At 61.7% G+C, this 23512-nt stretch carries 22 protein-coding genes; 15 read left to right on the forward strand and 7 right to left on the reverse strand.

The window, feature by feature from the left end; all coding sequences use genetic code 11:
• The first annotated feature begins 8 nt into the window (after positions 1-8).
• Positions 9-488, forward strand: coding sequence for an Lrp/AsnC family transcriptional regulator (locus P3S72_RS26610; RefSeq protein ID WP_003194418.1), 480 nt, complete (start codon positions 9-11; stop codon positions 486-488).
• Between the two features lie 203 nt (positions 489-691).
• Positions 692-901: a DUF2788 domain-containing protein gene (locus tag P3S72_RS26615; protein ID WP_276197999.1), complete on the forward strand. Its 210-nt coding sequence runs from the start codon at positions 692-694 to the stop codon at positions 899-901.
• Here P3S72_RS26615 and P3S72_RS26620 read toward each other — a convergent pair.
• The 4 genes from P3S72_RS26620 to P3S72_RS26635 all read right to left on the reverse strand — a co-directional run bounded on the left by P3S72_RS26620 (position 896) and on the right by P3S72_RS26635 (position 7391).
• Positions 896-1531, reverse strand: a complete 636-nt coding sequence (locus P3S72_RS26620) for a pseudouridine synthase (protein WP_247406944.1) — start codon at positions 1529-1531, stop codon at positions 896-898. The two genes, P3S72_RS26615 and P3S72_RS26620, sit on opposite strands and share 6 nt — an antisense overlap.
• A 71-nt stretch (positions 1532-1602) precedes the next feature.
• The gene (gene amn, locus P3S72_RS26625) at positions 1603-3075 is read right to left on the reverse strand and encodes an AMP nucleosidase (RefSeq protein ID WP_164886999.1); all 1473 of its coding nucleotides are present in this window, start codon (positions 3073-3075) and stop codon (positions 1603-1605) included.
• Between the two features lie 198 nt (positions 3076-3273).
• The gene (locus P3S72_RS26630; RefSeq protein WP_276194998.1) at positions 3274-4929 is read right to left on the reverse strand and encodes an acyl-CoA dehydrogenase family protein; all 1656 of its coding nucleotides are present in this window, start codon (positions 4927-4929) and stop codon (positions 3274-3276) included.
• A 68-nt stretch (positions 4930-4997) separates the two neighbouring features.
• Positions 4998-7391, reverse strand: coding sequence for a hybrid sensor histidine kinase/response regulator (locus P3S72_RS26635; protein ID WP_276194999.1), 2394 nt, complete (start codon positions 7389-7391; stop codon positions 4998-5000).
• Between the two features lie 287 nt (positions 7392-7678).
• On the opposite strand from P3S72_RS26635, the gene P3S72_RS26640 reads away from it, so the two are divergent.
• From P3S72_RS26640 to P3S72_RS26655, 4 genes are all read left to right on the forward strand, one after another.
• On the forward strand, positions 7679-8476 hold the full coding sequence (locus P3S72_RS26640; RefSeq protein ID WP_276195000.1) for a hydroxymethylpyrimidine/phosphomethylpyrimidine kinase: 798 nt from the start codon (positions 7679-7681) through the stop codon (positions 8474-8476).
• A gap of 18 nt (positions 8477-8494) precedes the next feature.
• Positions 8495-9124, forward strand: coding sequence for a thiamine phosphate synthase (gene thiE / locus P3S72_RS26645; protein WP_247403756.1), 630 nt, complete (start codon positions 8495-8497; stop codon positions 9122-9124).
• An 11-nt stretch (positions 9125-9135) separates the two neighbouring features.
• Complete coding sequence (gene hemL / locus P3S72_RS26650; RefSeq protein WP_276195001.1) at positions 9136-10419, forward strand: glutamate-1-semialdehyde 2,1-aminomutase; 1284 nt, start codon at positions 9136-9138, stop codon at positions 10417-10419.
• Between the two features lie 224 nt (positions 10420-10643).
• Positions 10644-11198 (forward strand): tetratricopeptide repeat protein, encoded by a 555-nt coding sequence (locus tag P3S72_RS26655; protein WP_247403760.1) that lies wholly within the window; start codon positions 10644-10646, stop codon positions 11196-11198.
• Between the two features lie 144 nt (positions 11199-11342).
• On the opposite strand, the gene P3S72_RS26660 is transcribed toward P3S72_RS26655, so the two are convergent.
• Complete coding sequence (locus tag P3S72_RS26660) at positions 11343-11669, reverse strand: DUF1820 family protein (protein ID WP_003194436.1); 327 nt, start codon at positions 11667-11669, stop codon at positions 11343-11345.
• Positions 11670-11800: 131 nt separating this feature from the next.
• On the opposite strand from P3S72_RS26660, the gene miaB reads away from it, so the two are divergent.
• From miaB to lnt, 5 genes are all read left to right on the forward strand, one after another.
• Entirely contained in the window at positions 11801-13126 is a 1326-nt protein-coding gene (gene miaB, locus P3S72_RS26665) for a tRNA (N6-isopentenyl adenosine(37)-C2)-methylthiotransferase MiaB (protein ID WP_276195002.1), read from the forward strand.
• A 184-nt stretch (positions 13127-13310) separates the two neighbouring features.
• Entirely contained in the window at positions 13311-14312 is a 1002-nt protein-coding gene (locus P3S72_RS26670) for a PhoH family protein (protein ID WP_276195003.1), read from the forward strand.
• Positions 14305-14763, forward strand: a complete 459-nt coding sequence (ybeY, locus tag P3S72_RS26675) for an rRNA maturation RNase YbeY (protein ID WP_276195004.1) — start codon at positions 14305-14307, stop codon at positions 14761-14763. Before P3S72_RS26670 ends, ybeY begins: the two co-directional genes overlap by 8 nt.
• Before the next feature lie 42 nt (positions 14764-14805).
• Positions 14806-15645 carry an HlyC/CorC family transporter gene (locus P3S72_RS26680; RefSeq protein WP_247403765.1) on the forward strand — a complete coding sequence of 280 codons (840 nt, stop codon included), beginning with the start codon at positions 14806-14808 and terminating at the stop codon, positions 15643-15645.
• An 8-nt stretch (positions 15646-15653) separates the two neighbouring features.
• The gene (lnt, locus tag P3S72_RS26685) at positions 15654-17177 is read left to right on the forward strand and encodes an apolipoprotein N-acyltransferase (protein ID WP_276195005.1); all 1524 of its coding nucleotides are present in this window, start codon (positions 15654-15656) and stop codon (positions 17175-17177) included.
• A gap of 124 nt (positions 17178-17301) precedes the next feature.
• Here the strand turns inward: lnt and P3S72_RS26690 are convergent, their stop codons facing one another.
• Both P3S72_RS26690 and P3S72_RS26695 read right to left on the reverse strand, forming a co-directional pair.
• Positions 17302-18063: a YdcF family protein gene (locus tag P3S72_RS26690; RefSeq protein WP_276195006.1), complete on the reverse strand. Its 762-nt coding sequence runs from the start codon at positions 18061-18063 to the stop codon at positions 17302-17304.
• 108 nt (positions 18064-18171) lie between these two features.
• Positions 18172-18489, reverse strand: a complete 318-nt coding sequence (locus P3S72_RS26695; protein ID WP_253399409.1) for a hypothetical protein — start codon at positions 18487-18489, stop codon at positions 18172-18174.
• 262 nt (positions 18490-18751) lie between these two features.
• Between P3S72_RS26695 and leuS the strand changes: the two genes are divergently transcribed.
• The 4 genes from leuS to arfA all read left to right on the forward strand — a co-directional run bounded on the left by leuS (position 18752) and on the right by arfA (position 23454).
• Positions 18752-21358, forward strand: coding sequence for a leucine--tRNA ligase (leuS, locus tag P3S72_RS26700; RefSeq protein ID WP_276195007.1), 2607 nt, complete (start codon positions 18752-18754; stop codon positions 21356-21358).
• Positions 21359-21447: 89 nt separating this feature from the next.
• Positions 21448-22053 carry an LPS assembly lipoprotein LptE gene (gene lptE, locus P3S72_RS26705; protein ID WP_276195008.1) on the forward strand — a complete coding sequence of 202 codons (606 nt, stop codon included), beginning with the start codon at positions 21448-21450 and terminating at the stop codon, positions 22051-22053.
• 39 nt (positions 22054-22092) lie between these two features.
• Entirely contained in the window at positions 22093-23130 is a 1038-nt protein-coding gene (gene holA / locus P3S72_RS26710; protein WP_276195009.1) for a DNA polymerase III subunit delta, read from the forward strand.
• A gap of 159 nt (positions 23131-23289) precedes the next feature.
• Positions 23290-23454, forward strand: a complete 165-nt coding sequence (gene arfA, locus P3S72_RS26715; protein ID WP_276195010.1) for an alternative ribosome rescue factor ArfA — start codon at positions 23290-23292, stop codon at positions 23452-23454.
• The last annotated feature ends 58 nt before the right edge of the window (positions 23455-23512 follow it).

The following is a 23512-nucleotide window of genomic DNA, read 5'->3' on the forward strand; positions in this document are numbered from 1 at the left end:
CCAGCCCCATGAGCAAACTTGACCGATACGACCTGAGTATTTTGGCGGAATTGCAGCGCGACGCGAGGATCTCCAACCAGGAGTTGGCCGAGCGTATCGGGCTGTCGCCGTCGCCCTGCTCGCGCCGGGTCAAGCAATTGGAGGACGACGGCTACATCGCCCGCCAGGTCGCCCTGCTCGACCGCAAGATGCTCGGCCTGAGCCTCACCGCCTACGTGCTGATCGGCATGGACCGACACACCCCCGAGCGCTTCGAGAACTTCGAAGCGGCCATCCGCACCCTGCCGCAGGTGCTGGAATGCAGCCTGGTGACCGGGATGGATGCCGACTATCAATTGAAAGTCGTGGTGCCGGACATGGACCACTACCAGAAGCTGCTGCTGGGCCACCTGACCCGCATTGAAGGCGTCACCAGCGTGCGTTCGAGCTTTGTGCTGAACCAGGTGCTCAACAGCACCGAGTTACCACTGACCCACCTGCGTACTTAAGATCGGTGAAGGTCAAATGTGGGAGGGGGCTTGCCCCCGATAGCTGAGTGTCAGTCAGTATATTTTCACCTGATGCACCGCTATCGGGGCTTGCCCCCTCCCACATTTAAGTCTGCGTGCGACGCACCGACGCAGGGCAATGCCCAGCCCGAGCACTGCCGTATACTTGCCACCTGCCCCGTCGGAAGAAACCAATGAACTCGATTGACCCCGCGCTACTTGAAGAATGGATGATGACCGGCCTGGTCACGATCCTGATCATTTTCATGGGCTTTATCGTCTGGGACCTGGCGAAGAAATCCAAGGCCGGGCGTTTCGGCTCGTTCATCCTGTTTTTCGTGCTGGGCCTGGGCGTGGCCGCATTCGTCATCAAGAGCGTGGTGATCGGCCTGATCGAGTCCGGCGTCTTATAAGCGCGCCGGTACGGCCTTCCATTGGCCCTGATCCAGGCCGTCGATGGACCAATCGCCAATCCGCACGCGCACCAGGCGCAAGGTGGGCAACCCCACCGCCGCCGTCATGCGCCGCACTTGGCGGTTTCGCCCTTCACGAATCACCAACTCCAACCAGTGGGTCGGCACGCTTTTGCGAAAGCGCACCGGCGGGTTGCGTGGCCATAACTCAGGCTCGTCCAACCGCCGGGCTTCGGCGGGCAAGGTCATGCCGTCGTTGAGTTGCACACCGTCGCGCAGGCGTTGCAGTTGTTCTTCAGTGGGTTCGCCTTCCACCTGCACCCAGTAGGTTTTCGCCAACTTGTGCTTGGGGTCGGCAATGCGCGCCTGCAATTGACCATCGTTGGTCAACAACAACAGACCTTCGCTGTCACGGTCCAGGCGACCCGCCGGGTAGATACCGGGGATGTCGATAAAATCCTTGAGGGTCGCCCGCCCGCCTTCGTCGCTGAACTGGGTCAGTACGTCGAAGGGTTTATTGAACAGGATCAGCTTCGGCTCGGCCGGTGGCGCCTTGGCGACGCGACGAGCTGCGGAATACGGGGCTTTCACGCCAGGGCGGCGCGAATCGGGACGGGTGGGACGGGACATGGCGAAGGAACATCTAACGGTCAGGACCGACAATGCTAGTGGCCTGACCGCTAAATGACCATCCCAACCGCTTAGCGGAACGGCGGCTCGTCGAAGCTGCGCAGTTTGCGCGAGTGCAGCGAGTTGAGCTCGGTGCGCAACAGGTCGACCGCCTCGATGCCGATTTTCAAGTGCTGGCTGACCGCACGCTCATAGAACGCGTTGGCCGAGCCCGGCAGCTTGATCTCGCTGTGCAACGGTTTGTCCGACACGCACAACAAGGTGCCGTAGGGCACACGCAAACGGTAGCCTTGGGCGGCGATGGTGCCGCTTTCCATGTCCACGGCGACGGCGCGGGACAGGTTGATCAGCGGACGCTCCTGGGCCCAGCGCAGTTCCCAGTTGCGGTCGTCGTAGGTCAGCACGGTGCCGGTGCGCAGGCGTTTTTTCAGTTCTTCGCCCTTTTCGCCGGTGACGTTGGCCGCCGCTTGCTGCAAAGCCATTTGCACTTCGGCCAGGGCCGGGATCGGAATGTTCGGCGGCACCACGCGGTCGAGAATCCCATCACGGCGCATATAGGCGTGAGCCAGGACGTAGTCGCCGATGGTCTGGGATTGGCGCAGGCCGCCGCAGTGGCCGATCATCAGCCAGCAATGTGGACGCAGCACGGCCAGGTGATCGGTGATGTTCTTGGCGTTGGACGGGCCGACGCCGATGTTGACCAGCGTCACGCCGTGACCGTCAGTGGCCTGCAGGTGGTAGGCCGGCATCTGGTAACGGTGCCAGACCACGCCTGCGGCAATGGCGGACGCTTCGCCGTGGTCCATGCTCTTGTCGATGATCACGTTGCCCGGCAGCACCATGCGGATAAAACGCGGGTCGCTGCGCAATTGCTCCAGGCCATGCAGGATGAACTGGTCGACATAGCGGTGGTAGTTGGTCAGCAGAATCCACGGTTGCACATGGCGCCAGTCGCTGCCGGTGTAATGCACCAGGCGGCGCAGGGAAAAGTCCACGCGGGCCGCATCGAACAGGGCCAGTGGCAGCGGGTCGGTGTTTTCCCAGTCATACAGGCCGTCGGCGATGCCATCGGTGGCGGCCGACAGGTCGGTGCTGGGGAACACACGGGCCAGGGTCGCGGCGGTCACGCCGGAGCCGGCCAGTTCGTCGCCCTGCTCGACCACATACGGGTAAGGAATATTCTGCTGGCTGACGCCGACTTCCACCGTCACGGTGAAGTCGTGCATCAACGGCACCAATTGTTCCAGCAGGTATTTACGGAACGCCGACGGATGGGTGACGGTGACGCTGTAAGTCCCCGGCAGTTGGACCTTGGCATACGCCCGGGTGGTCTGTGGGACTTCGCCGTGGCACTGGTAAGTCAGGCGCAGCTCCGGGTAACGAAACATCGCGCGTTGTTCGGCGTCGGGCTCGACGCGGTCCTTGAGGTATTGCTTGAGGGCTTGATTGAGCGCGCCGGTAGCACGCTCATGCAGAGCCGCCAGCCGGTCGACGGCTTCTTCGGCGGTTTGAACGACAACAAAAGCTTCGGTCACGGTAAGCATCCTGTGTGCTGACTTGCAGACCTTTATCTTGCCTGTATCCCGGCCTCACTGAAACAGCCGAAGTGCAATGCGCTGAATAATGTGGGAGGGGCGGTGCGACGATTCGACTTGCTCCCGATGGCGGTGGTGCAGTTAACGCATGGGCTGACCGACACACCGCTATCGGGAGCAAGCCCCCTCCCACCTTTTGGAGCGTATTTATTCAGACACTTGGGGGGTGGACCGCGCAACGATGGCCCGCACGTCCACCCCACATGGCAAGGCGCCATACACGCGCCCCGACGACTCACCCAGCCGGCTGGCGATGAACCCATCGCTGACGGCTGCATTCCCGGCCTCCAGCAACAACTTGGCCTGCAACGCCACGGCAATGTCCTCGGTCAGTTGCCGCGCGCGGTATTGGATGTCCTGGGTGTCCATGAACGCCGATTTCAGTTGCTCGATATGCTGCGCCAACTGCCTGTCGCCATGCCCGTCGCCCAGTTCGACAAACAGCGCTTCCAGCACACCCGGCTCTTTGGACAATGCGCGCAGCACGTCCAGGCACTGCACATTGCCGGAACCTTCCCACGTCGAATTCACCGGCGCCTCGCGATACAAGCGCGGCAGGATGCTGTCCTCCACATAACCGGCACCGCCCATGCACTCGGCGGCTTCGTTGATCATCGCGGGCGCGCGCTTGCAGATCCAATACTTGCCCACCGCGGTCACCAGCCGGGAGAACTTGGCTTCCTGTTCATCGCCCAAATGATCGAGGGCGCGGCCCATGCGCAGGCTCAAGGCCAGCGCGGCTTCGCTTTCCAGCGCCAGGTCGGCCAGCACGTTTTGCATCAGCGGTTGTTCGCTGAGTACGCGACCGCTGACCGAACGATGGGCGCAATGGTGACTGGCTTGCGTCAGCGCCTGGCGCATCAAGGCGCTGGAGCCGACCATGCAATCGAAGCGGGTCATGGCGACCATTTCGATGATAGTCGGCACGCCACGGCCTTCTTCGCCGACCATCCAGGCCAGGGCGCCGCGAAACTCGACTTCGCTGGAGGCGTTCGAGCAATTGCCGAGTTTGTTTTTCAGGCGCTGGATATAGAACTGGTTACGCGTGTCGTCCGGGCGGTGCCGGGGCAGCAGGAAGCAGGTCAGGCCCTTGTCGGTCTGGGCCAGGGTGAGGAACGCATCGCACATCGGCGCCGAGCAGAACCACTTGTGCCCCACCAGTTCATAGGCTTGGCCGGGGCCGCCCGCGCCCACGGGGTAAGCGCGGGTGGTGTTGGCGCGCACGTCGGTGCCACCCTGTTTCTCGGTCATCGCCATGCCGATGGTGGCGCCGGCCTTGTGGGCGATGCCGACGTTGCGCGGGTCGTAGTCGGTGCTGAGGATTTTCGGCAGCCAGGTCTGCGCCAGGTCCGGTTGCAGGCGCAGGGCCGGGACGCAGGCGAAGGTCATGGTCAACGGGCAGCCGGTGCCGGCTTCGGCTTGGCTGTGCAGGTAAGTCAGGGCGGCACGGGCCACATGCGCGCCGGATTGTGGATGCGCCCACGGCAGCGATGGCAGGCCATGTTCGACAGCGGTGCGCATCAGCTCGTGGTAGGCCGGGTGAAACTCCACCAGGTCGATACGATGGCCATAGCGGTCATGGCTGCTGAACTGTGGTTTATTCTGGTTCGCCAGGAACCCCGCCGCCATCAGCGGCCCGCCGGCCAGCGCGCCGTAGGCATCGATGCGCGGCGCGGCCCAGCCGGCGCCGAAGCGGCGCGACCAGTCTTGCAGCGGCACGTCGATGCGGTACAGGTTGACGCCGTCCAGGGAGGGCGGCTGGTTGGTAACGTCGTGGGTTTCGGCGAACTGATGCAAGTTCATGACAGGCCTCCTGGAAAAAGGCCACCGGGGGTTGCGGCCCAAATTTCAGTTAAGCACCGTCACCTCGCTTAAAAAAGTGGCATACGCGCCGAATGTCCGGCGCTTTCACCCTCTAGCGGGCACAGCAGCCGGCGCTCCAATACCGCCTGCAGCGCGTCGAAACGTACCGGTTTGACCAGGCGCTCGGTGATGCCGATGCCATGGCTACGCTCACGTTCAGACACATTCAGCGTGGCGCCCAGGGCGATCACCGGTAACTCGCCGCAGCCGGGCAACGCACGAATCTGACAGCACAACGAGAAGCCGTCTTCAGGTGTATCCAGCAGCACCGCGTCGAAGGTTTCCCCCTGCAACGCCGCCAACGCCGCCGGCCCGCTGTCCACGGTTTTCACCCGATAACCGAGCTTGAGCAACATGCCACGCACCGCCCACTGGCCGACGCTGTTGTCGTCCACCAACAGCACCGTGCACTGCGCAGGCGTGCGTTCGCGCTCAGGGCTCGCCGGGCGTGGCTCGAGCTGCAGCGCGGTGACCGCCAGTTCCAACTGGAAGCGACTGCCCTTGCGCGGTTCGGAATGATGGGTGAGGCGCCCGCCGAGTAATTCGATCAGTTGCCGGCAGATCGCCAGACCAATCCCCAGGCCGCCGTATTCGCGCGTCGTCGAGCCATCGAGCTGGAAGAAACGCTGGTACAGGGTGGCCTCGTCGAGGAAAGCAAAGCCGATGCCCGTGTCGGTGACGACAAAACTCAGGCGCACTGCGCCGTCGCTCAGGGGTACGCCGACCACCCGCAGACGCACGGCGCCTTCGTGGGTGAACTTGAAGGCGTTGTCCAACAGGCAATCCAGGCACTGGCTGAGTTTGTCGGCGTCGCCGTGCAGGCGGTCGGGCAACTCGTCGGCGACATCGATGGAAAAGGCCAGACCTTTGCTCTGCGCGCTGGCGCTGAACTGCTGGCGCAAGGTGCCGAGCACCCCGCGCAGGCTGAACACCTTGGGCTGGGCGCTCAGGCGTCCGGCCTGCAATTCGGTGAGGGTGAGGATGCCATTGACCATGCGCATCATGTCCCGCGCCGAGCCGGCGGCGGTTTGCTGGTACTGCGCCAGGTCGTCGTCCAGGGGCACGGTCTGCATCAGCTCAAGGGAGCCGATCACGCCATTCATCGGCGTGCGCAGTTCGTGGGTCAGGGTGGCAAGGAACTCGTCCTTGAGCCGGTTACTGCGGGCCAACTGCTGGTTGAGTACTTCGAGTTTCTGGCTCGCGTCGTAGAGGATCTGCGCCTGTTGCTCACGCATGCTGTTGATGCGATCCGCCAGGGCCAGGGACAACAGCGCCACTTCGATCGCCGAGCCGATCTGGCTGGCGTACATGGTGAGGAACACGTTGGGCAGGTAGCCCAGCACCATCAGGGTGTTGACCACACCGCCCAACAGGAACGCCGACCAGGCAATGATGAAATAGCGCGCCACCCGCTGCCCGCAGTACCAGGCCTTGATGGCGGCGACAAAGATGGTCACGGTAAACACCAGCGCCAAACCCGTGGCCAGGCGCAGCGCCAGGGCGTAGCTGGTCATCAGCGAGAGCAGCATCACCACCGCGCCGCAGGCCACCAACCCCAGCAACAGGCGATTGATCCAGCGGCTGTGCTGGGCGGTGTGCAGGAAGCTGCGGGCGAACAAGCTGCCGAACAACGCCGCCGAGCCGATCAGGAAGGGCGTCGCGGCATTCGCCCACCAGGGGTTGTTCGGCCAGAAATACTCCACCGCCGCGCCGTTCACCGACAACTGGTATAGGCCAAACGAGGCGATGTAGAAGATGTAATAAAGGTAGCTGGTGTCGCGCACGCTGAGGTAGATGAACAGGTTGTACACCAGCATCCCCAGCAACACGCCATAGATCAGGCCCAATACGTACAGGCGCAGCGGTTGCTGCTCAAGGTAGGCGGTGCTGGACCACAGCGTCAGCGGCGCCTGGATCGAGCCTTCGCTTTGCAGGCGCAGGTAGACGGTCTTGGTTTCGCCCGGTGTGAAGTCGAGCTTGAACAGGTAGTTGTTCTGGCGAATCTCGCGACTGGAAAACGGCAGGGCATCCCCGGTGCGACCGGCCAGGCGATAGTTGCCGGTGCTGTCGGGCAGGTACAGGTCAAGGTGATCGAGGGGCGGATAGGCTAACTCCAGCAGCCAGGTGCGCTGGGTTTCAGGCTGCTTGGGCAGGTAGCGCAGGTTGACCTTGAGCCAGAACACCGAGCGCGAATAGCCGGCGTTGAGGGTGTCTTTGTCGTGGGGTTTGAACTGTGTGGCGGCGGTGGGAGCACTCACATCGGCGATGGTCAGGGCGTTAGTTGGGTCTTCGAGCACTTGCATGGCACGGCCCAAGGGCAGGCTTCGAGTGTCTTGGGTGAACTCAATGGCGTTGGCGAACAGCGGTAGCCCGCACAACAATAAAATCAGCAAATAGCGCATAGAGCCCCAGCGTGGCCTGTCCGGTTATGTCAAATAGCCCCCATTCCTTTTGAGAAGACGTATACCGGCGATACAGTAAGTTATTTGAATCCACTTTAGCATAGCCGCTAAAGGCCATTGGACACCATCAAGATAATTTTTAAAGAGGCTCTAGAACAAGGCTTTCAGCGGCTTATTCAACTAAAAATCGATACTAGCAAACAGCCATAAACACCCACGAATACCGACAAAATTCAGCCATCGCCAGACGGCCACGCCAAAAGCGTTTGGTGGTAAGCTCGCGCACCATGAATATCTACAGCTCTCGCCCCGTTGTCCTCTGTCTCTCCGGCCATGATCCCAGTGGTGGCGCCGGCTTGCAGGCAGATATCGAAGCCCTGCTCGCCCAGGGTTGCCATGCGGCTCCGGCCGTTACCGCGCTGACGGTGCAGAACACCGTCAATGTCAGCGATTTCCGCGTGCTCGACCGCGAGTGGGTACTGGCCCAGGCCAATGCCGTGCTCGGCGATTCGCAAGTGGCGGCGGTCAAGCTGGGTATGCTCGGTTCCACCGCGATGGTCGACACCGTGGTCGAACTGCTGCAGGCGCACCCGCACTTGCCGGTGGTGTGCGACCCGGTGCTGCGCGCCGGCGGCGGTGGCAGCCTGGGCAAGGACGAAGTCGGCTACGCCATGCGCGAGCGGCTGTTGCCGCTGTCGCTGATCGCCACGCCCAACCTGCCAGAAGCACGCATCCTTGCCGAACTGCCTGAGGGCACGGCGGACGAATGCGCTGAAAGGCTGTTGCCGTTTATCAAGCACCTGCTGATTACCGGCGGCCATGGCGATGAGCATCAAGTCCACAACCGCCTATACAGCCGCGACGGCACGCGCCAGACCTTTACCTGCCAGCGTCTGCCCGGCAGCTATCACGGTTCGGGGTGTACGCTGGCCAGCGCGCTGGCGGGCCGGATCGCCCAGGGTGAAGGCTTGGTCAGCGCCGTGCAATCGGCCCTCAACTACACTTGGCGCACCCTGCGTGACGCCGAACAACTCGGCCAGGGCCAGTTCGTGCCTCGCCGGCTGCCGCTGGATTTCTGCTCGTAACACCAAGAGGCCTGCCCGATGAAACTACGTGGCCTTTATGCCATTACCGACAGCCAATTATTGGCCGGTAAATTCCTCGCCTACGTCGAAGCGGCACTGGATGGCGGCGTGACCCTGCTGCAGTACCGTGACAAAAGCAGCGACGAGGCCCGGCGCCTGCGTGAAGCTGAAAAACTGCGGGAACTGTGCTCGCGCTACAAGACCCGACTGATCATCAACGATGACGCCGAGCTGGCCGCACGCCTGGGCGTCGGCGTACACCTGGGCCTGACCGATGGCCCTCTGACCACTGCCCGTGCGTTGCTGGGCTCCAAGGCGATCATCGGCGCCACCTGCCACAGCCAGATCGAACTGGCCGAGCAGGCCGCGAAAGAAGGCGCCAGTTACGTCGCCTTCGGCCGCTTCTTCAACTCCAGCACCAAGCCCGGCGCCCCCGCCGCCAGCGTCGAAATGCTAGCCCAGGCCCGCGCGCGCTTGCAGTTGCCGATCTGCGTGATCGGTGGCATCACCCTGGAGAATGCCGAACCGCTGGTGGCACACGGTGCCGACCTGCTCGCGGTGGTCCACGGCCTGTTTGGTGCCGACAGCACCCAGGAAGTCACGCGCCGCGCCCGCGCCTTCAACGATCTTCTTAAATATCAAGTTTAGAGAGCCCGACCATGTCCCGTTCCGAAACCCTGTTTGCCAATGCCCAGAAACACATCCCCGGTGGTGTGAACTCCCCCGTGCGTGCGTTCAAGAGCGTGGGCGGCACGCCGCTGTTCTTCAAGCATGCCGAAGGCGCCTACGTCACCGACGAAGACGACAAGCGCTATGTGGATTACGTAGGTTCCTGGGGCCCGATGATCCTCGGCCACAGCCACCCCGACGTATTGGATGCGGTGCGCAAGCAACTGGAACACGGCCTGTCCTACGGCGCTCCGACCGAGATGGAAACCGAGATGGCCGATCTGGTCTGCGCGATCGTGCCGTCGATGGAGATGGTGCGCATGGTCAGCTCCGGCACCGAGGCCACCATGAGCGCGATTCGCCTGGCCCGTGGTTTCACCGGTCGCGACAGCATCATCAAGTTCGAAGGTTGCTACCACGGTCACTCCGACAGCCTGCTGGTGAAAGCCGGTTCCGGCCTGCTGACCCAGGGCGTCCCAAGCTCGGCCGGTGTGCCGGCGGCATTCGCCAAACATACCCTGACCCTGCCGTTCAACGACATCGCGGCCGTCGAGCAGATGCTCAATGAAGTAGGCCAGGAAGTGGCGTGCATCATCGTCGAACCGGTCGCTGGCAACATGAACTGTGTACCGCCGGCCCCGGGTTTCCTCGAAGGCCTGCGCGAGCAATGCGACAAGCACGGCGTGGTGCTGATTTTCGACGAAGTGATGACCGGTTTCCGCGTGGCCCTCGGTGGCGCTCAGGCGCATTACGGCGTGACGCCGGACCTGAGCACCTTCGGCAAGATCATCGGCGGCGGCATGCCGGTGGGCTGCTTCGGCGGCAAGCGCGAAATCATGCAGCACATCGCACCGCTGGGCCCGGTGTACCAGGCCGGCACCTTGTCCGGTAACCCGCTGGCCATGGCCGCCGGCCTGACCACCCTGCGTCTGATCAGCCGCCCGGGCTTCCACGCCGAGCTGACCGACTACACCTCCCGCCTGCTCGACGGCCTGCAACAGCGCGCCGATGCCGCCAGCATTCCGTTTGTCACCACGCAAGCAGGCGGCATGTTCGGCCTGTATTTCAGCGGTGCCGACAATATCGTCACCTTTGAGGACGTGATGAGCAGCGACGCCAACCTGTTCAAGCGCTTCTTCCACTTGATGCTGGACGGCGGCGTGTACCTGGCACCGAGCGCCTTTGAAGCCGGCTTCACCTCGATCGCCCATGGCGACGCCGAGTTGAAACTGACCCTGGACGCTGCCGAACGCGCTTTCGCCGCCCTGAAATAACTGACACAAAAATCTGACGCGGCCCCCGGCGGCGTCAGATTTGCTACTTTGCTTACAGATTTTTCCTAACTTTTTCGAGAAAACTCCTGCAATCCGGCAGATAACTTGCCCAAGCAGCAGAAAAACGAGTAAAGACTTTGTAAGCAGAGGCCTGCTTATTTCATAATGCGCGCTTATTGGACCCCCGAGGGTCCGCGCGCCCCGTCAGAGGTAAGTCGATTCCCATGAAACGCACCGGCCGCACCCTGGTCCTGGGCTGCCTGTTGCTCCTTCAGCCGCTGCTGGCACATGCACAAGCAGGCGGCAACTCGTTGTTAATCCCAGCGATGGGTCGTTGCACCCTCAATACCCAGCCAGACAGCCAGGCCGAAGCGCTGAGCGCGTGCCATAAACAGGCCGACGGCGGGGATGCGCAGGCGCAATACGAGTTGGGCGAGTACTACCACGACAGCAAGAACCCCGCGCGCGACCTCAACAAAGCGTTGAACTACTTCGAGAAAGCCTCGCTGCAGGGCCACGCCCAGGCACAATTCCAGCTGGGCACCATGTTCTTCCATGGTGAAGGCGTGCCGGCCAATAACGTCCAGGCGTATATCGTGCTGAAAATGGCGGCGGTCAACGGCGCCGAGGACGCGCTGGACACGGCCGACGAAGTCGCCGAGCACATGCAGCGCGATGAACTGGAACTGGCGACCCAGGTGCTGGGCCAGATCTTCCGCAACTACCTGCAGGAACTGCAGAGCGCGGATGGGCGTTCGCCGTTCTCGCCCCTGCCCTGATCGACCTGTGGCGAGAGAGCTTGCTCCCGCTGGGCTGCGAAGCGCCCCCCACAACCGTTCAATGATTTCTATCTGACACATCTGTAAATTGCATTAGGGCCGCTTCGCGCCCCAGCGGGAGCACGCGCCCTCGCCACAAACGCCCTACTTCTCAGGCATCGGCATCGGAAACGGCATGACATTGCTCGTGCCACGGGCTTCGCTGATCTTCGGCGTGCCCAGGCGCTCGACTTCATCGATGCGCACAATCGAATGCATCGGCACAAAACTGCGCACCACGCCTTCGAACTGGGCCTTGAGTTTTTCCTCGCCCGGGTCGACGACCAGTTGTGTGCGCTCGCCAAAGACGAACTCTTCCACTTCCAGGAAGCCCCACAGATCACTTTGATAGATCTGCTTGGCGTACATTTCGAACACCTGGCCCTGGTTGAGGAAAATCACCTTGTAGATTGGAGCTTCACGTTTGGTCATGGTGGGCGGGGAACACATCGGGGATTTAAAAGAGGGCGCGAACTATAGCATGGCACCCGATGCACAGCGCTAGGAACCGATGGACATGACCCCTATAATGCGCGGTTCTTTACCACCAGTTGACGATTCCCATGGCCAAGAAGCTCTACATTGAAACCCACGGTTGCCAGATGAACGAGTACGACAGCTCGCGCATGGTCGATCTGCTGGGTGAACATCAGGCCCTGGAAGTCACCGCTCGCGCCGAAGATGCCGACGTGATCCTGCTCAATACCTGCTCGATCCGCGAACGGGCCCAGGACCGCGTGTACTCGCAACTGGGCCGCTGGCGTGAATTGAAACTGGCCAACCCGGACATGGTGATCGCCGTCGGCGGTTGCGTCGCCAGCCAGGAAGGCGCCGCCATCCGCGACCGCGCGCCCTACGTGGATGTGGTCTTCGGCCCGCAAACCCTGCACCGCCTGCCGGAAATGATCGACGCTGCGCGCCTCACCAAGCTGCCTCAGGTCGACGTCTCATTCCCGGAAATCGAAAAATTCGACCATTTGCCCGAACCGCGCGTCGATGGGCCGAGCGCCTACGTGTCGGTGATGGAGGGTTGCAGCAAGTACTGCACTTTCTGCGTGGTGCCCTACACCCGTGGCGAAGAAGTCAGCCGGCCGTTTGACGATGTGCTGTCAGAAATCATCCACCTGGCCGAAAACGGCGTGCGTGAAGTGACCTTGCTGGGCCAGAACGTCAACGGCTATCGCGGCCAGACTCACGACGGGCGCCTGGCAGACCTCGCGGAGCTGATCCGTGTCGTCGCCGCAGTGGATGGCATCGAGCGCATTCGCTACACCACCTCACACCCGCTGGAATTCTCCGACAGCCTGATCCAGGCCCATGCCGAAGTGCCGGAGCTGGTCAAGCACCTGCACTTGCCGGTGCAATCGGGTTCGGACCGCATCCTGTCGGCAATGAAGCGCAACCACACCGCCCTGGAATACAAATCCAAACTGCGCAAATTGCGTGCGGCGGTGCCGGGCATCTGCATCAGCTCGGACTTTATCGTCGGCTTCCCCGGCGAGACCGAGAAAGACTTCCAGCAGACCATGAAGCTGATTGAAGACGTCGGTTTCGACTTTTCCTACTCGTTCGTCTACAGCCAGCGCCCCGGCACCCCGGCAGCCGATTTGGCCGATGACACCCCGGAAGCGTTGAAAAAAGAGCGTTTGAACGCGCTGCAACATCGCCTGAATCAGCAAGGCTTCGAGATCAGCCGACAAATGGTGGGGTCTACGCAGCGCATCCTGGTCACCGACTACTCGAAAAAAGACCCGGGCGAACTGCAAGGCCGCACCGAGAACAACCGCATCGTCAACTTCCGTTGCGACAACCCGACGCTGATCGGCCAATTTGCCGATGTACATATCGATGCGGCGCAACCGCACTCGTTGCGTGGGTCTCTGGTGTAATAAATGTGCGAGGGGGCTTGCCCCCGATTGCGGTACATCAGCAGCACATGAGCTGCCTGACACTCCGCTATGGGGGGCAAGCCCCCTCCCACACTGGATCGGGTTGGATAAGTGCTTTCGCACACCGGCGCGTGGCGTTATCCTCTCTTTCACCTCAACAGCCAAAGGGCGGCTAAAAGCGACCTTGAACGCACCCATCGAACCCCATCGTTTTCTCCTCGAGCCGTTTGAGGCTCGCCGTTTCGCCAATCTGTGCGGACAGTTCGACGAGCACCTGCGCCTGATCGAACAACGCTTGAGCATCGAGATCCGCAACCGCGGCAATCAATTCGAGCTGATTGGTGAACCCCAGCAAACCACGTCTGCAGAAAATCTGCTCCGCCGCCTCTACCGCGAAACCAAGGGTAGTGAGCTGTCGCCGGAGACGGTCCACCTGTACCTGCAGGAATCTGCCGTGGAAGACTTGGCCAACAACCCGGTGGCCGAAGCCAGCGTGGCCCTGCGCACCAAAAAAGGCATGATTCGCCCGCGCGGCTTGAATCAGCAGCGCTACGTCAAGGAAATCCTCGGTAACGACATCAACTTCGGCATCGGCCCTGCCGGTACCGGCAAGACCTACCTGGCCGTGGCCTGTGCGGTCGACGCCCTGGAGCGCGAGCAAGTGCGCCGCATCCTGCTGGTACGCCCGGCGGTCGAGGCCGGCGAAAAGCTCGGCTTCCTGCCCGGCGACCTGGCCCAGAAGATCGACCCATACCTGCGCCCGCTCTACGACGCACTCTACGAGATGCTTGGTTTTGAATACGTGGCCAAGCTGATCGAGCGCCAGGTGATCGAAATCGCGCCGCTGGCCTACATGCGCGGCCGGACCTTGAACAACAGCTTCATCATTCTCGACGAAAGCCAGAACACCACCGTCGAGCAGATGAAAATGTTCCTGACCCGTATCGGTTTCGGCTCCACCGCCGTGATAACCGGCGACGTCACCCAGGTCGACCTGCCCAAGGGCACCAAGTCGGGCCTGGCCCAGGTGATCGAAGTGCTCAAAGACGTGCCAGGCATCAGCTTCACGCACTTCATGCCCAAGGACGTGGTCCGCCACCCGCTGGTCCAGCGCATTGTCGAAGCCTACGAGCGCTTCGAACATCGCGACGACGCCCCGGCCAAGGACACCCGCCGCGATGCTTGAGCTTGACCTGCAACTGGCAACCGACGCGCACGCCCCCAGCGAAGAGCAGTTCCGTCAATGGTGCGCCCTGGCCCTGCGCCAGCGCAGCGCCGACTCGGAGCTGACCATCCGCCTGGTGGACGAACCCGAAGGCCGCGAACTGAACCACACCTGGCGCCAGAAGGACTACGCGACCAACGTGCTGTCGTTTCCCGCCGACGTACCCGACGAACTGCTGGATATCCCACTGCTGGGCGACCTGGTGATCTGCGTCGAAGTCGTCGAACGTGAAGCGAAGGAGCAAGGCAAGGCCCTTGAGGCCCATTGGGCCCATCTGGTCATCCACGGCTGCTTGCATCTCTTGGGTTACGACCATATAGACGATGACGAAGCCGAAGAAATGGAAGCACTGGAACGATCGTTGCTTGCAGAACTGGGTCACCCTGATCCGTATGCAGATGACGAAAACTGATTAACACTCAACTGAAACATCAAAGGATTTAGAGTAATCGCTATGAGCGAAGACCGATCGAGCAACGGGCAAAAGTCATGGCTGGGTAAACTGACCCAGGCTTTTGCCCACGAGCCGAAAAACCGCCAGGAGCTCCTGGAGCTGCTGCGCGAGGCCCATCAGAACAAGTTGCTGGACAGCGAAGCGCTGGCCATCGTCGAAGGCGCCATCCAGGTGGCTGACCTGCAGGTCCGGGACATCATGGTCCCGCGTTCGCAGATGATCAGCATCAAGGCGACCCAGACCCCACGGGAGTTCCTCCCGGCCGTGATCGACTCGGCGCACTCGCGCTACCCGGTGATCGGCGAAAGCCATGACGACGTCATGGGCGTCCTGCTGGCCAAGGACCTGTTGCCGCTGATCCTCAAGGAGAACGGCGACAGCTTCAACATCAAGGACCTGCTGCGTCCGGCCACCTTCGTCCCGGAATCCAAGCGCCTGAATGTGCTGCTGCGCGAGTTTCGCGCCAACCACAATCACATGGCCATTGTGATTGACGAGTACGGCGGTGTCGCGGGCCTGGTGACGATCGAAGACGTGCTGGAACAGATCGTCGGCGATATCGAAGACGAGCACGATGTCGAAGAAGACAGCTACATCAAGCCGCTGCCGAGTGGTGATTTCCTGGTCAAGGCGCTGACGCCGATCGAGAACTTCAACGAGTTCTTCGACAGCGAATTCTCCGACGACGAGTTCGACACCGTCGGCGGCCTGGTGATGAGTGCGTTCGGGCACCTGCCCAAGCGTAACGAGACCACCGTGATCGGCGCTTATCGCTTCCGCATCCTAAATGCCGACAGCCGCCGGATTCATCTGATTCGCCTGACACCTATTGCCCGCTAAGGACTGACATGCGCCGTTTCATCGCTCCCGGCTGGCCCGGTAACTTGCTGGCCGTGGTGGCCGGCGCCATCACCACCCTGGCGCTGGCGCCATTCGATCTGTGGCCGTTTGCGCTGGTGGCAGTCGGATTGTTCTATATAGGGCTGCGGGAACTGACCCCACGCCAGGCCCTCGGCCGTGGCTGGTGTTTCGGTTTCGGCCTGTTTGGCGCCGGCACTAGCTGGATCTACTACAGCATCCACCACTTCGGCGGCGCTTCGGTGCTGCTGGCCGGCTTGCTGATGCTGGCGTTCACCGCCGCCATTGCCTTGTTCTTCGCCCTGCCCGCCTGGCTGTGGGCGCGCTGGCTGCGCCGCAATGAAGCGCCATTGGCCGATGCCCTGACGTTCGCAGCGTTGTGGGTCGGCCAAGAAGCGTTCCGTGGCTGGTTCCTGACCGGTTTCCCCTGGTTGTACTCCGGCTACAGTCAACTCGATGGCCCCCTCACCGGCCTCGCGCCGCTGGGCGGAATGTGGCTGATTTCCTTCGCCCTGGCCCTGACCGCCGCCGTGTTGTGCAACCTGCCGCGCCTGCTAGCAACCAAGCGCAATGCCTTCATCGGCGCCGGCCTGTTGTTGCTGGTAGCGCCCTGGGCCATCGGCCTGGCCCTCAAGCATCACGCGTGGACTTCACCGTCCGGCGCACCGCTGAGCGTGGCGGCGATCCAGGGTAACGTCGAACAAAGCATGAAGTGGGACCCCGAGCAGCTCAATGCGCAGTTGGCGCTGTACCGCGACATGAGCTTCAGTTCCAAGCGTGTCGACCTGCTGGTATGGCCGGAAACGGCCGTGCCGGTGCTCAAGGACTCCGTCGAGGGCTACCTCGGGATGATGGGCAGGTTCGCCGCCGAGCGGCACACCGCGCTGATCACTGGCGTGCCGATTCGCCAGGAAGTGCATCACCAGAAGCGCTACTTCAATGGCATCACCGTGATGGGCGAAGGCGACGGCACCTACCTCAAGCAGAAGCTGGTGCCCTTCGGCGAATACGTGCCGCTGCAAGACATGCTGCGTGGCTTGATTGCCTTCTTCGACCTGCCCATGTCGGACTTCGCACGCGGCCCGTCCGACCAGGCGATGTTGCAGGCCAAGGGCTATCAGATCGCGCCGTTCATTTGCTATGAAGTGGTCTACCCCGAATTTGCCGCCAGCCTCTCAGCCCAGAGCGACCTGCTGCTGACCATCAGCAACGACACTTGGTTCGGCACCTCCATTGGCCCGTTGCAGCACCTGCAAATGGCGCAGATGCGTGCGCTGGAAGCCGGTCGCTGGATGATCCGCGCCACCAACAACGGCGTGACCGGGCTGATCAACCCGTATGGGCAGATCACCGCGCAGATCCCGCAGTTCGAGCGCGGCATCCTCTACGGCGAAGTGGTGCCGATGCACAACCTCACGCCGTATCTGCAATGGCGGTCGTGGCCGCTGATCGTGGTGTGCCTGGTGTTGTTTGGTTGGGCGCTATTGGCCGGCCGGATGTCCAAAACCGTCTAACCGCATCAAACCGAACCAAAAGTGGGAGGGGGCTTGCCCCCGATAGCAGTGTGTCAGTCAGTACATTTGATACTGATACACCGCAATCGGGGGCAAGCCCCCTCCCACATTTTGATTTGCGGTGCTATCGGTAGAACAACCGATACCCCACCTGCCCCACCGCCTCATTGAGCAACTGCCCGCTCTGCCACACCGACTTGAACTCCGGCATCCAGCCACCCAGCGGCCGGGCGTTATCCTGGCCAAGGAAGCCGACCGGCGCCGGCACCACGCTGAAACCGGCTTTTTCAAAGCTCCAGACCGCACGCGGCATATGCCAGGCCTGGGTCACCACCACGACGCGTTTGATCCCTTCGGGCAACAGAATCTCGGCGCTCATCTGTGCATTTTCCCAGGTGGTGCGGCTGCGCTCTTCCTTCCAGCGCACCGTCACAGCGAAGTCGTCCCGCATCGATACCGCCATCAACTCAGCCTCGCTCGGCGGCGTACCGTAGTGCAAACCGCCGCTGGTCAACACCGGCAGCCCGGAGGCCTTGGCCAATCGCGCGGCATAACGTTGACGCTCCAACCCGATGCCGGTTGGCTGGTCCGAACCCCAGGCCGGGTCCCCACGCTCGCGCCCCGAACCCAGTACCACAATGGCATCGGAGTGCTGGGCCAGGCTCGACCAATCCTCCCGGGCCAACGGCGGCGCCGTCTCGAGGGCGCGCGCACCCCACTCCACCATGACCGGTAGACTCATCAGCCACATCCCGCCCAACCCGAGAGCAAAGCAACACCCCGCCAGGCGCGGGCGGCTGCGCCGAAACCACCAGGCAAGGGCCAGCAACAGCAAGAGAATGCCGGGCGGCAGCAACAATTGTTTGATGAAATAACGAATAGGCATCGAGCATCTCCATAGATGCCCGAAGCCTAAGGTGTAACGGGGTTTAGCGACAATCTTTACAAGAACTAAGCAGTGTCAGCGATGATCAGGCCGCGAAGGGGGCATGTATTACTTAAACCGCACGGCCCGATGTTTTTCCGGACCGCGAGCGGCTGATACATCCTTGAGCCACACCACCTTGGCCGACCGCACAGGCTCATTGGGTGGCGTGCAAGCCACGCCGACAGAGGCCAAGCGTTCGTTCCTTGCCAGGTAAGCCTTGATCAGTTCCATCTCCGCGTGGCTCAAGCCTCGCAGTTCCAACTCGACGGGCTGTTCATCACGCAACCGGCCCGCTGTACTGGCTGCATCCAATGCGCGACCCAAGCGGTCGATGAGTCCTTGGTAAACATCCGATTTAGATAACATTCGCTGCGATTCCACCATCCCCTCACCTCATTGAAGATAAGTCTTGCTCCCCAATAAACAGCGTAGCCCCCATGGCTGCGCCTGCCCGGCGCCGCGACAGACGGCCTCGACCGAGCAATCAGGGTTTCCCTCGATAGAGTGGGGTCATGTATGCTACGGCGCTTCCTGTAACTCCACTTCCCGCAGGGTTTGGGCACGGACGCGGCGCTTTTTGGTGCCGCTCGACCCGGACAATGTACCGAAGAGGATTAGGCCACCCCTATTCAGTTCAAAAGTAGCCATGCACGAACAATATCAGCCCCGTGAAATAGAAAATGCCGCCCAATCTTTCTGGGACGAGCAAAAGTCCTTTGAAGTCAGTGAACAGCCAGGCAAGGAGACCTTCTATTGCCTATCGATGTTCCCTTACCCCAGCGGCAAGCTACACATGGGGCACGTGCGTAACTACACCATCGGCGACGTGATTTCCCGCTTCCAGCGCATGCAAGGCAAGAACGTCCTGCAACCCATGGGTTGGGACGCCTTCGGCATGCCGGCGGAAAACGCCGCGATGAAGAACAACGTAGCGCCCGCCAAGTGGACCTACGAGAACATCGCCTACATGAAGACCCAGCTGCGCAGCCTGGGCCTGGCGGTGGACTGGTCCCGCGAAGTGACCACCTGCAAGCCGGACTACTATCGCTGGGAACAATGGCTGTTCACCCGCCTGTTCGAAAAAGGCATGATCTACCGCAAGAACGGCACCGTGAACTGGGACCCGATCGACCAGACCGTGCTGGCCAACGAGCAGGTGATCGACGGTCGCGGCTGGCGTTCCGGCGCGCTGATCGAAAAGCGCGAAATTCCGATGTACTACTTCAAGATCACCGCCTACGCGGATGAACTCTTGTCGAGCCTCGACGACTTGCCGGGCTGGCCTGAACAGGTCAAGACCATGCAGCGTAACTGGATCGGCAAATCCAAGGGCATGGAAGTGCAGTTCCCGTACAACGTCGATTCGATCGGCGAAGCGGGTGCCCTCAAAGTCTTCACCACCCGTCCGGACACCTTGATGGGCGCGACTTACGTCGCCGTCGCGGCTGAACACCCGCTGGCTAGCCGGGCCGCACAGAACAACCCTGAGCTGCAGGCGTTCATCGCCGAATGCAAAGGCGGCAGCGTGGCTGAAGCCGACGTCGCCACCCAAGAGAAAAAAGGCCTGCCGACCGGGCTGTTCGTCGAGCACCCGCTGACCGGCGAAAAACTGCCGGTGTGGGTCGCCAACTACGTGCTGATGCACTACGGCGATGGCGCAGTAATGGCTGTGCCGGCCCACGACGAACGCGATTTCGAATTCGCCACCCAGTACAACTTGCCGATCAAGTCCGTGGTGCGCACCAGCTCGGGCGACACCAACCCAGCCCCGTGGCAAGACGCCTACGGCGAGCACGGTGAGCTGATCAACTCTGGCGAGTTCGACGGCCTGGACTTCGTCGGTGCCTTCGACGCCATCGAAGTGGCGCTGATCAAGAAAAACCTCGGTGCCTCGCGCACCCAGTTCCGCCTGCGCGACTGGGGCATCAGCCGCCAGCGCTACTGGGGCTGCCCGATCCCGATCATTCACTGCGAGACCTGCGGTGACGTGCCGGTGCCGGAAGACCAGTTGCCGGTGATCCTGCCGGAAGACGTGGTGCCGGACGGCGCCGGTTCGCCTTTGGCGCGCATGCCCGAGTTCTACGCGTGCAACTGCCCGAAATGCGGCCAGCCTGCCAAGCGTGAAACCGACACCATGGACACCTTCGTCGAGTCCTCGTGGTACTACGCCCGTTACGCCTCGCCGCACTACGAGGGCGGCCTGGTCGAGAAATCGGCGGCCGACCACTGGTTGCCGGTGGATCAGTACATCGGCGGTATCGAACACGCCATTCTTCACCTGCTGTACGCGCGCTTCTTCCACAAGCTGATGCGCGACGAAGGCCTGGTCAGTTCCAACGAGCCGTTCAAGAACCTGCTGACCCAAGGCATGGTGATCGCCGAGACGTATTACCGTCGCGAAGCCAATGGCAGTTACACCTGGTTCAACCCGGCCGATGTCGAGCTCGAGCGCGACAGCAAAGCCAAGGTCATCAGCGCCAAGCTGATCGCCGACGGCCTGCCGGTGGAGATCGGTGGCACCGAGAAGATGGCCAAGTCGAAGAACAATGGCGTCGATCCGCAGTCGATGATCGACCAGTTCGGCGCCGACACCTGCCGCCTGTTCATGATGTTCGCCTCACCGCCTGACATGAGCGCCGAATGGTCCGACTCCGGCGTCGAGGGTTCGCACCGCTTCCTCAAGCGCGTCTGGCGCCTGGCGCACGCCCATGTCAGCCAGGGCCTGCCGGGCAAGCTGGACGTGGCCGCCTTGAGCGACGAGCAGAAAGTCATTCGCCGCAGCACCCACCTGGCCATCAAGCACGCCAGCCAGGATGTGGGCCAGAACCACAAGTTCAACACCGCCATCGCCCAGGTGATGACGCTGATGAACGTGCTGGAAAAAGCGCCACACGTCACCGAACAGGATCGTGCGCTGGTTCACGAAGGCCTCGAGGCGGTCACCCTGCTGCTGGCCCCGATCACGCCGCACATCAGTCATGAACTGTGGAACCGCCTGGGCCACAACGATGCCGTCATTGATGCCCGCTGGCCGGTGCAGGATGACAGCGCGCTGGTACAGGACACGCTGCAGTTGGTGATCCAAGTCAACGGCAAACTGCGCGGCCAGATCGACATGCCGGCCAGCGCCAGCCGCGAAGACGTCGAAGCAGCCGCGCGCTGCAACGAGAACGTGCTGCGCTTTACCGAAGGCCTGACGATCCGCAAAGTGATCGTGGTGCCGGGTAAACTGGTCAACATCGTCGCCAGCTAAATCGGATCGGGCGCAGGGCTTGAGCGCTGCGCCGAACTAAACCTTCAGGGCCTCGATAAGGCCCGCATGGTTTCAAGGGGAGCAATAAAATGATCAAACGCAACTTGCTGGTGATGGGCCTTGCTGTGCTGCTGAGCGCTTGCGGCTTCCAGCTGCGTGGTACCGGCACCAATGAACTGACCATCAAGGAATTGGACGTCAGCGCCCGCAACGCCTATGGCGAAACCGTTGTGCAACTGCGCGACACACTGGAAAACAGTGGCGTGCATGTCTACACCGGCGCGACCTACAAGCTGTTCCTGGCAGACGAGAAAGAAACCCAGCGTAACCTCAGCTACGCCAGCGCTGGCCGTGCGTCCGATATCGAGCTGAACACCTCGTTGGTTTTTGAAATGCAGGGCCGCGACCATCTGCCATTGATGGGTGACAAGATCGAAGTGCAAAAGGTCGTAAGCCACGATGGCAACAACCTGGTGGGCTCGGACTCGGAAATGACCCAGGTACGCAAAGAAATGCGTCGTGAGCTGATCCAGCGCGTGATGCTGCGCCTGCAACAGCTGACGCCGGAAAAACTGGAACTCCTGCAACAAACCGCCGACAACAAGGCCAAGGCTGACGCCGATGCCCTGAAAGCCGCGCAAGAGTACGAAAACAACACGCCGAAACAATCGCCTGTTGAAGTCCCTGTAGAGTAAGCCAGACGGGGCGCCCCAGGCGCCCCGTTCATCTCGCCTATGAAACTCGCCCCCGCCCAACTCGCCAAACACCTGCAAGGTGCTCTCGCGCCTATCTATATCGTCAGCGGTGATGACCCGTTGCTGTCCCAGGAAGCGGCAGACGCCATTCGCACCGCCGCACGCCAGCAAGGCTTCGACGAACGCCAGGTGTTCAGCGCCGACGCCAGTTTCGACTGGGGCACGCTGCTGCAAGCCGGCGCAAGCATGTCGCTGTTTGCCGAGAAACGCCTGCTGGAACTGCGTCTGCCGTCGGGCAAGCCTGGGGACAAGGGCGCGGCGGCCTTCATCGAGTACTGTTCGCGGCCTGCCGAAGACACGGTGTTACTGATCAGCCTGCCCAAGCTCGACGGCAGCGCGCAGAAAACCAAGTGGGGCAAAGCGCTGGTGGAAGGGGCACAGACCCAGTTCATCCAGATCTGGCCGGTGGACAGCAATCAGTTGCCGCAGTGGATTCGTCAGCGCCTGTCCCAATCCGGGCTGTCGGCCACGCAGGACGCCGTGGAGCTGATCGCCGCCCGCGTCGAAGGCAACCTGCTTGCCGCTGCCCAGGAGATCGAAAAGCTCAAGCTGATGGCCGAAGACGGGCAGATCACCGTCGAAACCGTGCAGGGCGCGGTGGCTGACAGTGCGCGCTTTGACGTGTTCGGGCTGGTGGACGCCATCCTCAACGGCGAGCCCGCCCACGCCCTGCGCATGCTCGAAGGGTTGCGCGGTGAAGGCGTGGAACCGCCGGTGATTCTCTGGGCCCTGGCCCGCGAGTTGCGGGTACTGGCCAATATTGCACTGCAATACAGCCAGGGCACGCCGTTGGACAAATGCTTCAGCCAGGCCCGGCCGCCTGTCTGGGACAAGCGCAAACCACTGATGAGCAAAGCCCTGCAACGGCACTCGGCGCAACGCTGGGCGCAATTGTTGCTGGAGGCCCAGCGCATCGACGCACAAATCAAAGGCCAGGCAGCCGGTTCGCCGTGGATGAGCCTGAGTCGTTTGTCACTGTTGATGTCTGGCCAGCGCCTGACATTACCTGCCGAATAACGCCGCGCTTAAAAACACCGCAAAACCACTGTGGGAGGGGGCTTGCCCCTCCCACATGTTGGCTGTGTTTTCATTTCAAAAAACTTGTCAGGCTTTACAGCGGCCAGACTTCGGCAGATGATTTGCACCGCTGCATCCCACCTGAAGAGAGTAACGATCATGAGCAAAAAGCCATCTAAGCATGGCCTCAACAAGGCCAAATCCATCATCGCCCAGCCACTGTTCCGCAGCCGTCAGGAACGCGCCGGCAAGGGCAAAGGCAGCTACCGCCGCGAAGCCTTCCAGTCTAATAGCTGGGAGGCTTCTTACTTTCTGGCTGCCTGAAGGCAAGCGGCCCTCCGGCATGATAAGGTCAGCACTTGATTTGTAATCCCTGGACCTG

Source organism: Pseudomonas sp. D3 (assembly GCF_029320995.1).
GTDB classification, from domain to species: domain Bacteria; phylum Pseudomonadota; class Gammaproteobacteria; order Pseudomonadales; family Pseudomonadaceae; genus Aquipseudomonas; species Aquipseudomonas paraveronii.

What these genes read in the sequence shown, in the direction of transcription:
- P3S72_RS26610 (WP_003194418.1), top strand. Translation starts at nt 9, where the DNA reads ATGAGCAAACTTGACCGATACGACCTGAGTATTTTGGCGGAATTGCAG.
- P3S72_RS26620 (WP_247406944.1), bottom strand. Translation starts at nt 1,531, where the DNA reads ATGTCCCGTCCCACCCGTCCCGATTCGCGCCGCCCTGGCGTGAAAGCC.
- amn (WP_164886999.1), bottom strand. Translation starts at nt 3,075, where the DNA reads ATGCTTACCGTGACCGAAGCTTTTGTTGTCGTTCAAACCGCCGAAGAA.
- P3S72_RS26630 (WP_276194998.1), bottom strand. Translation starts at nt 4,929, where the DNA reads ATGAACTTGCATCAGTTCGCCGAAACCCACGACGTTACCAACCAGCCG.
- P3S72_RS26635 (WP_276194999.1), bottom strand. Translation starts at nt 7,391, where the DNA reads ATGCGCTATTTGCTGATTTTATTGTTGTGCGGGCTACCGCTGTTCGCC.
- P3S72_RS26640 (WP_276195000.1), top strand. Translation starts at nt 7,679, where the DNA reads ATGAATATCTACAGCTCTCGCCCCGTTGTCCTCTGTCTCTCCGGCCAT.
- thiE (WP_247403756.1), top strand. Translation starts at nt 8,495, where the DNA reads ATGAAACTACGTGGCCTTTATGCCATTACCGACAGCCAATTATTGGCC.
- hemL (WP_276195001.1), top strand. Translation starts at nt 9,136, where the DNA reads ATGTCCCGTTCCGAAACCCTGTTTGCCAATGCCCAGAAACACATCCCC.
- P3S72_RS26655 (WP_247403760.1), top strand. Translation starts at nt 10,644, where the DNA reads ATGAAACGCACCGGCCGCACCCTGGTCCTGGGCTGCCTGTTGCTCCTT.
- P3S72_RS26660 (WP_003194436.1), bottom strand. Translation starts at nt 11,669, where the DNA reads ATGACCAAACGTGAAGCTCCAATCTACAAGGTGATTTTCCTCAACCAG.
- miaB (WP_276195002.1), top strand. Translation starts at nt 11,801, where the DNA reads ATGGCCAAGAAGCTCTACATTGAAACCCACGGTTGCCAGATGAACGAG.
- ybeY (WP_276195004.1), top strand. Translation starts at nt 14,305, where the DNA reads ATGCTTGAGCTTGACCTGCAACTGGCAACCGACGCGCACGCCCCCAGC.
- P3S72_RS26680 (WP_247403765.1), top strand. Translation starts at nt 14,806, where the DNA reads ATGAGCGAAGACCGATCGAGCAACGGGCAAAAGTCATGGCTGGGTAAA.
- lnt (WP_276195005.1), top strand. Translation starts at nt 15,654, where the DNA reads ATGCGCCGTTTCATCGCTCCCGGCTGGCCCGGTAACTTGCTGGCCGTG.
- P3S72_RS26690 (WP_276195006.1), bottom strand. Translation starts at nt 18,063, where the DNA reads ATGCCTATTCGTTATTTCATCAAACAATTGTTGCTGCCGCCCGGCATT.
- P3S72_RS26695 (WP_253399409.1), bottom strand. Translation starts at nt 18,489, where the DNA reads ATGGTGGAATCGCAGCGAATGTTATCTAAATCGGATGTTTACCAAGGA.
- leuS (WP_276195007.1), top strand. Translation starts at nt 18,752, where the DNA reads ATGCACGAACAATATCAGCCCCGTGAAATAGAAAATGCCGCCCAATCT.
- lptE (WP_276195008.1), top strand. Translation starts at nt 21,448, where the DNA reads ATGATCAAACGCAACTTGCTGGTGATGGGCCTTGCTGTGCTGCTGAGC.
- holA (WP_276195009.1), top strand. Translation starts at nt 22,093, where the DNA reads ATGAAACTCGCCCCCGCCCAACTCGCCAAACACCTGCAAGGTGCTCTC.
- arfA (WP_276195010.1), top strand. Translation starts at nt 23,290, where the DNA reads ATGAGCAAAAAGCCATCTAAGCATGGCCTCAACAAGGCCAAATCCATC.